The organism is Kosakonia sp. YIM B13588 (assembly GCF_042788165.1).
GTDB lineage: Bacteria > Pseudomonadota > Gammaproteobacteria > Enterobacterales > Enterobacteriaceae > Kosakonia > Kosakonia sacchari.
This window is the reverse complement of sequence record NZ_JBHZPO010000001.1, coordinates 496295-510286: the sequence shown is the minus strand read 5'-3', so window position 1 is coordinate 510286 and position 13992 is coordinate 496295. Positions and strand designations below refer to the sequence as shown.

At 54.3% G+C, this 13992-nt stretch carries 10 protein-coding genes; 7 read left to right on the top strand and 3 right to left on the bottom strand.

The features are described from left to right. The first annotated feature begins 69 nt into the window (after positions 1–69). From fdnG to araJ, 4 genes are all read left to right on the top strand, one after another. The gene (fdnG, locus tag ACFX4U_RS02405) at positions 70–3117 is read left to right on the top strand and encodes a formate dehydrogenase-N subunit alpha (RefSeq protein WP_313508920.1); all 3048 of its coding nucleotides are present in this window, start codon (positions 70–72) and stop codon (positions 3115–3117) included. A gap of 12 nt (positions 3118–3129) precedes the next feature. Beyond that, a complete protein-coding gene (gene fdxH, locus ACFX4U_RS02400) occupies positions 3130–4014 on the top strand; it encodes a formate dehydrogenase subunit beta (protein WP_016496044.1) in 885 nt (294 codons plus the stop codon). Beyond that, positions 4007–4663 carry a formate dehydrogenase-N subunit gamma gene (gene fdnI / locus ACFX4U_RS02395; protein WP_313508923.1) on the top strand — a complete coding sequence of 219 codons (657 nt, stop codon included), beginning with the start codon at positions 4007–4009 and terminating at the stop codon, positions 4661–4663. Before fdxH ends, fdnI begins: the two co-directional genes overlap by 8 nt. 204 nt (positions 4664–4867) lie before the next feature. Then, the gene (araJ, locus tag ACFX4U_RS02390; RefSeq protein ID WP_313508925.1) at positions 4868–6040 is read left to right on the top strand and encodes an MFS transporter AraJ; all 1173 of its coding nucleotides are present in this window, start codon (positions 4868–4870) and stop codon (positions 6038–6040) included. Positions 6041–6176: 136 nt separating this feature from the next. On the opposite strand, the gene ACFX4U_RS02385 is transcribed toward araJ, so the two are convergent. Then, entirely contained in the window at positions 6177–6611 is a 435-nt protein-coding gene (locus tag ACFX4U_RS02385; RefSeq protein ID WP_313508927.1) for a glyoxalase, read from the bottom strand. A gap of 63 nt (positions 6612–6674) precedes the next feature. Continuing rightward, positions 6675–7685: an alcohol dehydrogenase AdhP gene (adhP, locus tag ACFX4U_RS02380; protein WP_313508929.1), complete on the bottom strand. Its 1011-nt coding sequence runs from the start codon at positions 7683–7685 to the stop codon at positions 6675–6677. A gap of 921 nt (positions 7686–8606) precedes the next feature. Here adhP and ACFX4U_RS02375 point away from each other — a divergent pair. The 3 genes from ACFX4U_RS02375 to ACFX4U_RS02365 all read left to right on the top strand — a co-directional run bounded on the left by ACFX4U_RS02375 (position 8607) and on the right by ACFX4U_RS02365 (position 12039). Next, positions 8607–10430: a M23 family peptidase gene (locus ACFX4U_RS02375; protein WP_313508932.1), complete on the top strand. Its 1824-nt coding sequence runs from the start codon at positions 8607–8609 to the stop codon at positions 10428–10430. Continuing rightward, entirely contained in the window at positions 10430–11086 is a 657-nt protein-coding gene (locus tag ACFX4U_RS02370) for a hypothetical protein (RefSeq protein ID WP_380217579.1), read from the top strand. Before ACFX4U_RS02375 ends, ACFX4U_RS02370 begins: the two co-directional genes overlap by 1 nt. 296 nt (positions 11087–11382) lie before the next feature. Beyond that, positions 11383–12039 (top strand): hypothetical protein, encoded by a 657-nt coding sequence (locus ACFX4U_RS02365; RefSeq protein ID WP_313508938.1) that lies wholly within the window; start codon positions 11383–11385, stop codon positions 12037–12039. 214 nt (positions 12040–12253) lie between these two features. On the opposite strand, the gene ACFX4U_RS02360 is transcribed toward ACFX4U_RS02365, so the two are convergent. Then, positions 12254–13960, bottom strand: a complete 1707-nt coding sequence (locus ACFX4U_RS02360) for an ABC-F family ATP-binding cassette domain-containing protein (protein WP_313508940.1) — start codon at positions 13958–13960, stop codon at positions 12254–12256. Positions 13961–13992 lie beyond the last annotated feature (32 nt).

The window sequence follows — 13992 nt, the reverse complement described above, 5'->3', positions numbered from 1 at the left end:
CGCAATTAATTCACCCTGTGAAATGTTTAGTTTTCCGGCCGCAGTCGAAGACAATAATTGAGGAAAGCAATGGACGTCAGCCGCAGACAATTTTTTAAAATCTGCGCGGGCGGAATGGCAGGAACCACAGCGGCCGCGTTGGGATTTGCTCCCAAAATGGCGCTGGCGCAAGCGCGAAATTATAAATTGCTGCGCGCCAAAGAGACGCGAAATTCCTGTACATACTGCTCCGTGGGTTGCGGGTTATTAATGTATAGCCTGGGTGATGGTGCGAAAAACGCGAAAGAGGCCATCTATCATATCGAAGGCGATCCGGATCATCCGGTCAGCCGCGGCGCGCTGTGCCCGAAAGGGGCAGGTCTGCTGGATTACGTACACAGTGAAAACCGCCTGCGCTACCCGGAATACCGTGCGCCAGGCTCTGACAAATGGCAGCGCATCAGTTGGGATGAAGCCTTTAGCCGCATCGCCCGTCTGATGAAAAACGACCGTGATGCCAACTTCGTCGAAAACAACGCCGCAGGCGTAAAAGTGAACCGCTGGCTCTCTACCGGCATGTTGTGCGCCTCGGCGGCGAGTAATGAAACCGGTATGCTGACGCAAAAATTCGTGCGTTCACTCGGCATGCTGGCGGTAGATAACCAGGCGCGCGTCTGACACGGACCAACGGTAGCAAGTCTTGCTCCAACATTTGGTCGCGGTGCGATGACCAACCACTGGGTTGATATCAAAAACGCCAACGTGGTGATGGTGATGGGCGGTAACGCCGCTGAAGCCCACCCGGTCGGTTTCCGCTGGGCGATGGAAGCCAAAAACAATAACGACGCCACACTGATTGTGGTCGATCCGCGCTTTACGCGCACGGCTTCAGTTGCCGATATTTATGCGCCAATACGTTCCGGGACGGATATCACTTTCCTCTCCGGCGTGCTGCGCTACCTGATCGAAAACAACAAAATCAATGCTGAATACGTCAAACACTACACCAACGCCGCGTTGCTGGTGCGGGAGGATTTTGCCTTCGAAGACGGCTTGTTCAGCGGCTACGACGCGCAAAAACGCCAGTACGACAAAACGTCGTGGAACTACCAGCTTGATGAAAACGGCTACGCCAAACGCGATGACACACTTAGCGATCCGCACTGCGTCTGGAATTTGCTGAAACAGCACGTTGCCCGCTATACACCGGAAACGGTGGAAAATATCTGCGGCACGCCAAAAGCGGATTTCCTGAAAGTGTGCGACGTGCTGGCCTCAACCAGCGCGGTGGACAGAACCACCACCTTCCTGTACGCCCTGGGCTGGACGCAACACACCGTCGGCGCGCAGAACATCCGTACCATGGCGATGATCCAGTTGCTGCTCGGCAACATGGGGATGGCCGGCGGCGGGGTAAACGCCTTGCGCGGGCACTCCAACATTCAGGGGCTGACGGATCTGGGTCTGTTATCGACCAGTCTGCCGGGTTACCTGACGCTGCCGTCGGAAAAACAGACCGATTTGCAACAGTACCTGGCGGCGAATACGCCAAAAGCGCTGTTGCCGGACCAGGTGAACTACTGGAGCAACTATCCCAAGTTCTTTGTCAGCCTGATGAAGTCGTTCTACGGCGACGCGGCGCAGAAAGAGAATAACTGGGGCTTTGACTGGTTGCCGAAATGGGATCAGGCCTGGGATGTGATCAAGTACTTCAACAAGATGTCGAAAGGCGAAGTCAACGGCTATATCTGCCAGGGCTTTAACCCGGTGGCGTCGTTCCCGGACAAAAACAAAGTTGTCAGCACGCTGAGCAAGCTGAAGTACATGGTGGTTATCGATCCGCTGGTGACAGAAACCTCCACCTTCTGGCAGAACCACGGCGAGATGAACGATGTTGATCCATCGGCTATCGCCACCGAAGTGTTCCGTCTGCCATCGACCTGTTTTGCGGAAGAAGATGGCTCGATCGCCAACTCCGGTCGCTGGCTGCAGTGGCACTGGAAAGGCCAGGACGCGCCGGGCGAAGCGCTGAACGATGGCGAGATCCTCGCCGGGATTTACCACCGCCTGCGCGAGATGTACCGCACCGAAGGCGGTAAAGGCGCGGAACCGCTGCTGAAGATGTCCTGGAACTACCGTCAGCCGCACAACCCGCACTCGGAAGAGGTGGCGAAAGAGAACAACGGCTACGCGCTGGCGGATCTCTATGACGCCAACGGGCAACTGCTGGCGAAAAAAGGCCAACTGCTCAATAGCTTTGCGCTGCTGCGCGATGACGGTACCACCGCTTCATCGTGTTGGATCTACAGCGGCAGCTGGACAGAGCAGGGTAACCAGATGGCGAACCGCGATAACGCCGATCCGTCAGGACTTGGCAATACGCTCGGTTGGGCGTGGGCGTGGCCGCTGAACCGCCGTGTGCTCTACAACCGTGCGTCTGCGGATGTGCAGGGCAAACCGTGGGATGCGAAACGGATGCTTATTCAGTGGAACGGGGCGAAGTGGGTCGGAAATGATATTCCGGATTTCAACACCGCGCCGCCGGGCAGTAATACCGGGCCGTTCATCATGCAGCAGGAAGGGCTGGGGCGGTTATTCGCCCTCGACAAGCTGGCGGAAGGGCCGTTCCCGGAACACTACGAGCCGATGGAAACTCCGCTTGGCACCAACCCGCTGCACCCGAACGTGGTCTCCAGCCCGGTGGTGCGTCTGTTCGAGGACGATGCCAAACGGATGGGGAAAAAAGATCAGTTCCCGTATGTCGGCACAACCTACCGCCTGACGGAGCATTTCCACACCTGGACCAAGCATGCGCGCCTGAATGCCATCGCCCAGCCGCAGCAGTTTGTCGAAATCAGCGAAACGCTGGCGGCGGCAAAAGGCATTGCCAATGGCGATCGCGTGACGGTGAGCAGCAAGCGCGGCTTTATTCGCGCGGTTGCAGTGGTGACGCGTCGTCTGCGTACTTTGCAGGTACACGGTCAGCAGGTGGAAACCATCGGTATTCCGCTGCACTGGGGCTTTGAAGGGGTGGCGCAGAAAGGCTATATCGCCAATACGTTGACGCCAAACGTCGGCGATGCAAACTCGCAAACGCCGGAATACAAAGCGTTTTTGGTCAATATCGAGAAGGCGTAAGGGAGCGAAATAATGGCTATGGAAACGCAAGACATTCTAAAACGCTCCGCCACCAACCCGGTCACGCCGCCTCCACGGGCGCGTGATTACAAAGCGGAAGTCGCCAAGCTTATCGACGTTTCCACCTGCGTGGGCTGCAAAGCCTGCCAGGTGGCCTGTTCGGAGTGGAACGATATTCGTGATGAGGTCGGACATTGCGTCGGGGTTTACGATAATCCGGCCGATTTGAGCGCCAAATCCTGGACGGTGATGCGTTTTAGCGAAACCGAGCAGAACGGCAAACTGGAGTGGCTGATCCGCAAAGATGGCTGTATGCACTGCGCGGAACCGGGCTGTCTGAAAGCCTGCCCGTCGGCGGGGGCGATTATTCAGTACGCCAACGGCATTGTTGATTTCCAGCAAGAGAACTGCATTGGCTGCGGTTACTGCATCGCTGGCTGTCCGTTCAACGTGCCGCGCCTCAACAAAGAGGATAACCGCGTTTACAAATGCACGCTCTGTGTCGATCGCGTCAGCGTCGGCCAGGAGCCTGCCTGCGTGAAAACCTGCCCGACCGGCGCTATCCATTTCGGCACCAAAGCCGAGATGCTGGAGCTTGGCGAGCAGCGCGTAGCGAAACTCAAAGCACGCGGTTACGCCAGTGCGGGCATCTACAACCCGCAGGGCGTGGGCGGCACCCATGTGATGTATGTGTTGCATCATGCCGATCAGCCGGGCCTGTACCACAACTTGCCGAAAGATCCCCAGATCGATACCTCGGTCAATCTGTGGAAAGGGGTACTGAAGCCATTGTCGGCGGCGGGTTTCCTCGCCACCTTCGCCGGGCTGATTTACCACTACATCGGCATCGGGCCGAACAAAGAAGTGGACGACGATGAAGAGGAGCATCATGAGTAAGTCAAAAATGATTGTGCGCACCAGGTTTATTGACCGCGCCTGTCACTGGACGGTGGTGATCTGCTTTTTCCTTGTCGCGCTGTCCGGCATTTCGTTTTTCTTCCCGACGCTGCAATGGCTGACGGAAACCTTCGGCACGCCGCAGATGGGGCGCATTTTGCACCCGTTCTTTGGCGTGATTGTCTTCCTGGCGCTGATGTTTATGTTTGTGCGTTTTGTGCATCACAACATCCCGGACAAGCAGGATCTGCCGTGGCTGAAAAACATTGTCGAAGTGCTGAAAGGCAACGAACATAAGGTGGCGAAAGTCGGGAAATATAATGCCGGACAAAAAATGATGTTCTGGACCATCATGAGCATGATTTTTGTGCTGTTGGTGACCGGGGTAATTATCTGGCGTCCGTACTTTGCGCACTACTTCCCGATTCAGGTGATCCGCTACAGCCTGCTGCTGCACGCCACCTCGGCGATCATTTTGCTGCACGCTATCCTGATCCATATGTATATGGCGTTCTGGGTAAAAGGCTCCATCAACGGCATGATCGAAGGGAAAGTGAGCCGCCGCTGGGCGCAGAAACACCACCCGCGCTGGTATCGTGACGTGGAGCGTCTGGAAGCGAAGAAAGAGAGCACCGAAGGCATTAAATAATCCCAAACCGCTCCGGATAACCATTCGGAGCGGTTTTTTATTTCTTCGCACCCGCACGTCCCATTTATTGATCGCACTCTCCCGTTTATTCATAAACCTGCCCGAATCCATGGATTTATAGGTCAGCCGGGCCATTTCAACTGGTCGCTGTGGCATGAATAGTCAATAATGCTTGTCGCAAACTTTTAACAAGTGGTTAGTGGTATGAAAAAAACCGTTTTTTCGTTGGCACTTGCGACCTTTGGTCTGGGCATGGCGGAGTTCGGCATTATGGGTGTATTAACCGAACTGGCGAATAATGTCGGCATTTCAATTCCTTCGGCGGGGCATCTGATCTCTGCTTACGCGTTTGGCGTGGTGATTGGCGCGCCGATCATGGCGCTTTTTTCGAACCGCTTTTCGCTGAAAAACACGCTGCTGTTTCTGGTGGCGCTGTGCCTGGTGGGTAACGCCATTTTCACCTTCTCCAGCTCCTACACCATGCTGATTATCGCCCGTCTTATCTCCGGTTTCCCGCATGGAGCGATTTTTGGCGTGGGGGCGATCATCCTCTCTAAAATCGCGCCGCCAGGAAAAGTGACGATGGCAGTGGCCGGGATGATAGCCGGGATGACCGTTGCCAATCTGATTGGCATTCCGCTCGGCACGTGGATCGGTCACGCGTTCAGCTGGCGCTATACCTTCTTGCTGATCTCCGTCTTTTTCGCACTGGTGATCGTCTCGGTGATTGTCTGGGTGCCGTCACTGTTTGATACCAGCGAAAGCCGGCTGCGCGAGCAATTTCACTTCCTGAAAAAACCGGAACCGTGGCTGATTTTCGCCGCCACCATGTTTGGCAACGCGGGCGTATTCGCCTGGTTTAGCTATGTGAAGCCGTTTATGGTCAATGTCTCTGGCTTCACCGAGAGCGCGATGACGCTGATCATGATGCTGATGGGGCTCGGCATGGTGCTGGGCAATATGTTCAGCGGTCGCTTATCAGTGAAATTCAGCCCGGTGCGCATTGCGGCGGTGACGGAATTACTGATTATGCTGGCGATGCTGGCGCTGTTTGTCGCCGGTGAAAGCAAAGTGGGGGCGTTGTCACTTGGTTTTATCTGCTGCGCCGGGCTGTTTGCGCTCTCTGCGCCGCTGCAAATCATGCTGCTGCAAAATGCGAAGGGCGGTGAAATGCTCGGCGCGGCGGGCGGGCAGATGGCGTTTAACCTCGGTAACGCGGTCGGTGCCTGGTTCGGCGGGTTGATTATCGCGTTTGGTTTCACTTACAGCTACCTGACGTTACCGGCGGCGGTGCTGACGTTTGCCGCCATGACGTCGCTTCTGATCTATGGTCACCGAAAAACGAAGCATCAACCGGAACAGGTTGTTCAGCACTAACCTGCAACCCGGTGAATGCACGCCGGGTGACATGCTAAAAAGTGTTATCGGTGTCTTAACCCCGGATTTATCATCCGGTTCGCGCGAAACATTCAGGAAAGCGCAAAACCGGGGCATGCCCCGGTTAGACCGCGCGTTAACGCAGCCAGGGCGTAATGGTCAACCCAACCAGTACCCCTTCAGGCGCAAGCAGGCGCGTGACGCTCTGCCCCCAGGGCTCCAGACGGTTAGCAACCAGCAGTTGATACCCTTTATTGACCAACACATCGGTGGCGATAGCCAAATCCTGCACTTCGAATTCAACCCAGCTTTGCGGAATGGGGTGGGAGTCCGGCCATTTCTCTGCGCCAAAGCACGACGCGGCGGCGTGATGCAGCGGCCACAGGGCAAAGTGTTTTGCGCCGTCGAGCGCATCGTGATCGGCGACAAGGTAATCGCTCGCGCCCTCCATCGGTTTCAACGGCAGCCCAAGGGTGTGCTGGTAAAACGCCTGGCTGTCGGCCACGTTCTGGGGAATTGGGCCGAAACCGGCGATAAACAGCACTTCAAGCCCGGGAATAGTGGGGGTCATAAGCACCTCTGTGTCAGAAAAAAGGGGGCAGTAACGCCCCCGATTATAGGCAATGCCCGGCGATTAATGGCGGAGATCGATCACCATACGACCGCGGATCTGGCCTTGTTCCATCTCTTTAAAGATGGCGTTGATATCTTCCAGCGGACGCAGCGCCACTTTCGGCACCACCTTGCCTTCAGCGGCGAACTGGAAGGCTTCGTTCAGATCCTGACGCGTACCGACCAGCGAGCCAACGACCTGAATGCCATCCAGCACCAGGCGCGGAATATCAAGGCTCATCGCTTCTGGCGGCAGCCCCACGGCCACCACGCGCCCACCGGCGCGCACGGCATCAACGGCTGAATTAAATGCAGCTTTCGCCACCGCCGTGACCACAGCGGCATGCGCGCCGCCGGTTTTTTCATGTACCACTTTTGCCGCATCTTCGCTGCGCGAGTTGATGGTCAGATCTGCGCCCATGCTGGCAGCGAGCTTAAGCTGTTCATCATTTACGTCGATGGCGATCACTTTGGCGTTAAACACATTCTTTGCGTATTGCAGCGCAAGATTGCCCAGCCCGCCGAGGCCGTAAATAGCAATCCACTGGCCCGGTTTGATCTGCGAGACTTTCACCGCTTTATAGGTGGTCACGCCTGCGCACGTAATGCTGCTGGCTGCGGCGGGATCCAGCCCGTCCGGCACTTTCACCGCGTAATCCGCGACCACGATGCACTCTTCCGCCATGCCGCCGTCAGCCGTATAACCGGCGTTCACCACCTCACGACACAAGGTTTCATTGCCGCTGTTACAGTACTCGCAGTGGCCGCAGCCCTGAAAAAACCACGCCACAGAAGCACGATCGCCCACTTTCAGCGAGCTCACGCCTTCGGCCACCTGGGTGACAATGCCAATGCCTTCGTGTCCGAGGATCACCCCGGTTTTGTCGCCGAAATCCCCGTTTTTCACGTGCAAATCCGTATGGCAAACGCCACAGCACTCCATTTTCAGCAACGCTTCGCCATGTTTCAGCGGACGTAAGGTTTTTTGTGTCACTTCTACCTGATGATCTTTTGTAACAACAGCAGCCTTCATGGTGTTTCTCCTGTGATGAGGCATGGAACTGAGATCCGGGTGTGGCGTCTGGCTTCATCCGTAATATACGTCTTTAGAATTAATGGCTTAGGAGTGAAATACAAGAGCAGGGCAACATGCTGTAATACTTTCTGCGCCTTACCCCTGGTTTAGGTAGGGTAAACAATCAGTAACCATGCTGTTAATAAGGTTATAAAGTTCGCAGCATGAATGTCACGCCACTGTCATCTATTGCCGCCAATTTGTTGCTTTCTATAACAAAAAAGTAATTAACAATGCATCTGGTGAAAAAACTGCTGACCGCCAGTATTCTCTTATCCGCTTCGGCCGGATGCATCAGAAATAGTCTGTCTGCTGAGTTTTGTCCCCTCCGCGGTATATAAAATATCGGGTAAGGAGTAACCCGTATTTTCTTTGTCAGTGGACAAGGCTTATTTAAATAAAATTTCGCTATTCTGCACTTTGATTAATTCTACAAATCTGACAGGGAGTCAGCATGATAATCAGCCCGCCATTTGTCCGCCCCCGGAACGCCGCAGAAAGTGACCTGTCATGGGTCAGCAGAATGATGCCCGTGGATATAAACCGGGATTTCCCCCTCAACAGACACGCGTCATGGCACGGTGGGGTGCATGTTCTCCACACTGACCGCCGTGAGGAAGGCTACGACCGCATTGAGTTCGTCCGCGCCATTGCGGACGGGGAAGTGGTTTCTTTTCGTTCTCCGTCTTCTACAGCTAAACGCGATACTTTCCCGCTGAATTATGATGGCAGAACCGATGACGGGTATGTGCTGCTGAAACATCAGAACGATATCGGTGAAAACTGTCGTGTCGAGTATTACTCCCTGTACATGCACCTTATGGACCGGCTGGACCCGGCAATCAGGGACGGAGCAAGGACCGCATCGGGCAGAGTGGTATGGTTAGCGAAACCAGTGCCTTTCATTTTCAGGTGTTCTGTGACAACGAAAACATGCTGAAGCTGACCGGACGCACAACACCCGAACTCGATATCACCCGGGACGGCCGGACGGACACGGTTTACGGCGATATCCATTTTTATCTTCCTCCCGGTACACACTTTTACGAATCAGTACCTGACGCTGCCTCACCGGACACGAACCGCCTGAATGCCGTTCATACCAGTACCGAACCGCTGTTTGTCAGTATGACCTTCGACAAAGGCGACTGTACGATGCTCACCCGCAGGCAGAACGCCACCAGAGAGGCACTTTTCGACACGGTGGGGGAGCCGCTGACCAATACTGATGCCAGTCCGGCAGACAATTCCATTGCCGGGACATCGCTGAAATATGAATACAATCTGTACCGGACAGCCTGCCGTCTGTACCCGCAGAACCCGTCTGCCGGGTTCGAACTGCTCCGCTTCGGCCGGGTCATCAGCGCAGAATATGAAACTCTGACACCTGCTGATGCCCCGCTGTGGCGTACCGTCAGCTTCCCCGGCGGAACGGGTATGGTCAATCTGGCGTCTTCTGATATCAAAAAATTCAGCGATGCCGACTTCCCGCACTGGACGGGCTGGCGGATGGTGGACGATGACACGGACAATAACAGCCAGTGTCATTCCCCCCTTATCGCCGGATTGCAGGAAAGCGGGCGCCTCAGCGATCTGAACAGCTATCTGATCTGTCATTTTCCGCTCGAATGGAATGCCGCCACCTTTGACCAGCGCTATGCCTGGCTCAGAACCGGTACCGACGATGTCCCGGCCATATCTGAGGAAGACTATGAACGGCTGAAAAGTCATGCATCCGCGCTGTGTTTTGACTCGGGTGAACCCGGCACTGGCAGACTGTGGCATTTCCATCCGGTGGCCTTCATCACCCATTTCCGTAAGTGCTGCTGGCTCAGCAAATCAGAGCTGAAGCAGCTTGTTCCCCGGAACGCATTAAGAACGGCCGGGCGGAATGATTACCGCTGGGAGGCCATCAACACCTACCGGGACGGCGCCGGCAGCGTCGCGGACAACATCCGTACGCACATGAACAGGACAATGCAGAAACATCTGATCACCACCCCGTTGCGTATCGCCTGCTTCCTGGGGAACGGCATTCAGGAAACTGGCTGGCTCGGGACGATGGAGGAAGGGTACCGCTATATGGAAACAGACCCGCGCACACATCAGGTCATTCGCCGCTACAACATCTGGTATTACCCGTGGTACGGGCGCGGTCTGTTACAGCTTACCAGCCCAGTGAATTACTTTGAGTATTTCAGCTTCAGAGGAAGGGTCTGCCCTGCAAATATTAAAAACACGCTAAACGATGAATATAATCGCCTGTATTCACACAGAAACATTCGTTATATCGACAATCACCTGTCTGACACCGAAAACCACGTACCTGAGAACATTATCCGGTGGCGGGATAACGTCAGTAGCGACCTCCATGAGGCGGCCAGCAGCGCCGGGTTTTACTGGGTGGCAAGGGATATGGCCCCGTACGCAGATGCCGAACATGTACTGGAGCGGTGCAGCGTTACTCCCCAGCGGAGCGGAATAAAGATTTACTATCGCAGCCCAGCCTTCTGGCGGGCCAGCGCCGCCGTTAACCTGCCAAACCAGGTCAGCAACACTGAATATCAGGAGCTGAATGGTTTTGATACCCGCTGCTGCGTCTACGGCAGCGCGATAGCTGTCCTCACCGAGCAGAAATTTCCGGACAGCCATAACAACCCGGTCAACGAAAACCCCGAATCAGACCAGCTAAGGAGAGGCTGATGAATAAATTATTACTGCTGATGGCAATCCCGTTTTTTTCCTCCGGAAAAATAATGCCGGAGATAACCACTCCAGTCAGCTTCAGTGAGTTGTCTTACGACCAGCTAACATTACACAGAGGCAACTATCTGGCGAATACGGCTGACTGCGGAATTGTTTCATTAAAATTATTCCACCCAGCAGAGCATAATAAATACCCGCCACCAGCATCCTGGCTTTGCCTGTTCCCTGTTGATGTCATCAAAGACGGATATGGCCCAGGAAGATCGCTTGCTGAAAAGGTCTATTTTGATAAAAAAACGGATCTGTGGAAAAAGAAAAAATATAACCGGAACAGAGAGGAAACCCGGCGTTCTCTGGACGTTTATGGCATCAAAAGCCTGAGCGAGTTGCAGCCTCTGGAACTGTATAATATTAAGTCAGTTAATGGTCGTGGCTATGCTGTTATCGACAGCAATATTCCCCTGTGGGAAAAACAGAAAGGGGTGAAAAAAAATCTCTCGTTCTGCCTGATACAAAACCAGAGCTATTCAGCATTCTGTGGCTCAGGATCAATCATTGATGAAGAAAATGGAAAGGAAATCGATTTCACCCCCTACATGCTTAAATCTCTTGAAACGGTCGAAATGGGTCTGCCGGAAAAATCAAATAACTGACGGTAACTGAAATTCGTCATAAGCCCAGTGCAGAGCCATATAAACAGCTGAAGTTCTCATAAGCAAAAGGAGCTTTTTGCGTATATTGGCTTAACATACAAGTAGTAAAAAACAGGCGCCTTGCGGCACCTGTTTGCTGTGATCGATAACGAACACTATCAGGAGCTGAATGGTTTTGATATCCGCTGCAGCGTCTACGCTAGCGCAATAGCCGTCCTTACCGAGCAGAAATTCCCGGACAGTAATAACAATCCGGTCAACGAAAAACCCGAATCAGACCAGCTAAGGAGAGGCTGATGAAGAAATTATTACTGTTAGTGGCTATCCCGTTTTTTACCTCCGGAAAAATAATGCCGATGATTACCACTCCAGACAGATTCAGCGAGCTGTCTTTCGACCAGCTAACATTACACCGAGGTAACTACCTGGCAGATGCAGTTGACTGCAAAATTATTTCATTAAAATTGTTCTACCCGCCTGAGCATAAAAGATATCCACCATCAGAGTCATGGCTTTGTCTGTTCTCTGTTGATGTCATTAGCAATGGATACGGGCCGGGACAAGTCCTGCCTGAAAGGGTCTACTTTGATAAAAAAACAGGACAGTGGAAAAAGAAAAAGTATACCTTGAGCAGGGAAAGCACAAAGCGTTCTCTGGAAGTTTATGGCATCAAAAGCCTGAGCGAGTTGCAACCTCTTGAGCTGTATAATATCCAGTCCGTCAATGCCCGAGGTTATGCGGTAATAAACCGCAATATTCCCCTGCGGGAAAAACAGAAAGGGATGAGGGAAAAATTGTCATTCTGTTTGATACAAAATCAAGGATATGCGTCTTTTTGTGGTTCAGGCTCAATGATCAACGTCGTCGACGGGAAAGAAGTCGATTTCACCCCCTACATGCTTAAATCTCTTGAAACGGTCGAAATGGGTCTGCCGGAAAAATCAAATAACTGACGGTAACTGAAATTCGTCATAAGCCCAGTGCAGAGCCATATAAACAGCTGAAGTTCTCATAAGCAAAAGGAGCTTTTTGCTTATATTGGCTTAAGATAAATTGTCTTTCCTCTGAACCTCAGACCCGGGGATCAAACAGGCATTGGATACCTGGAAAGCGAAAAACTCACAGTAGTAAAAAACAGGCGCCTTGCGGCGCCTGTGTGCTGGGGTACTACAACCTCTGTTGAAGGCGGGCAATCTCCTCGCGCCACTGCGCCTGAAGCTGCGGTTTCTGGTGCTTCACTTTACGCGCCAGGTCTTCTGCCAGTTGGGTTTCAAGCTTAATTAACCGCTCCAGAAGGGCATCAATATCCTCTGGCTCAGCGGCGACGCTAAGCGCCTCCGGCGCAGCCTGTTCGTGACGGACACTTTCGCGCAGACGTTCAAACACTGCTTCAGCATCATGCCATTCGCTCAGTTCACCGCTTTCCACCAGCCAGAAACGGTTACAGCTACTGCTGATAAGCGCTCTGTCGTGGCTGACCAGCAATACGCCGCCGCTGAACTGTTCAAGTGTTTGCGCCAGCGCCTCTTTGCCTGCCATATCCAGATGGTTGGTTGGCTCATCCAGCATCAGCAGGTTAAAGCGCGCCAGCGACAGACCGACAAACAGCAACCTGGAACGCTCACCACCGCTCAGTGTCGCTACGCGTTGCCCGTGGCGCGCCCAGGCAAAACCGGCGCTGATGAGCGCCATTTTGCGATCCTGCGGCGTGGGAGCAAACGGCTCTAACGCGTCAAACAGCGTAGCGTCATCTGGTAACTGATGCAGCGTCTGGTCGTAGTAACCCGCGTTCAGCCGGGGATGCAAACGCAACCCCGATGTGCTTTCCTGCAGGTAAGCCCGCCAGATAAGACGCAGCAGCGAGGATTTCCCGCAGCCGTTACGCCCAACAATGGCGACCCGATCGCCGCTTTTCAGCCGCGCGATGGGCACCTGAAACAAGTCGGGTAATCCTGGCGCAGGCGGAACAGCGAGCTGTTCCATCTCCAGCAGACGGTCAGCCCTGAGCTCCTCGCCATGCAACGCCAGCCGCCACTGACTGCCCTCGGTTAGCTCAGTCTGGCTCTCTTTCAGGCGCTCGACCTGGCGCTCCATCTGTTTCGCTTTGCGCGCCAGATCTTCGTTGTCATAGACGCGCCCCCAGGTGGCCAGCCGTTTGGCGCTGGCGGTAACGCGGTCTATCTCCTTTTGCTCCGCTTTGTGACGCAGGGCATCGCTCTCATCGCGCGCTTCCAGTGCCTGACGCGCCGCGCTACAGGGGAGTGCGAAGTAGTGCAGCGTATGATCACGCAGGATCCAGCTGCCATTGGTCACCGCATCCAGTAACGCCGCGTCGTGTGACACCATCACGAAACTGCCGGACCAGCTTCGCAGAAACTGTTCCAGCCACAGTAACGTGGGCAGATCGAGGTGGTTACCGGGCTCATCCAGGAGCAGCAGATCCGGTTCGCGGATCAGCGCCCGCGCCAGCAACAAGCGGGTATGTTGCCCGCCGCTCAGCGTGGCGGCCGTTAGGGTGATTTCCTGCGGACTCAGCCCCATGCTGGCCAATAATGCTTCGCCGCGCCAGCGCTGGATGTCGCGCTCCGTCGACGGGATCTGCGCCAGTACCGCATCAAGCAGCGTCATCGATAACAGAGCATCGGGCAGATGCTGCTCGACGCGCGCCAGCAGGCACTGGTTCGCCACCGTCACATTGCCGGAAAGCGGGGACAGCGAACCGTCCAGCACTTTTAGCAGCGTACTTTTGCCGCAGCCATTGTCGCCAATAAGCCCAAGGCGATCGCCTTTTTTCAGGGTGAAGGAGAGATCGGAGAATAACGGACCAAACGCCGTTTCAACACGGATTGATTGTGCAGATAATAATGTGCTCATTGCTTACTCAAGAGTTACAGGCACGAGCGTGC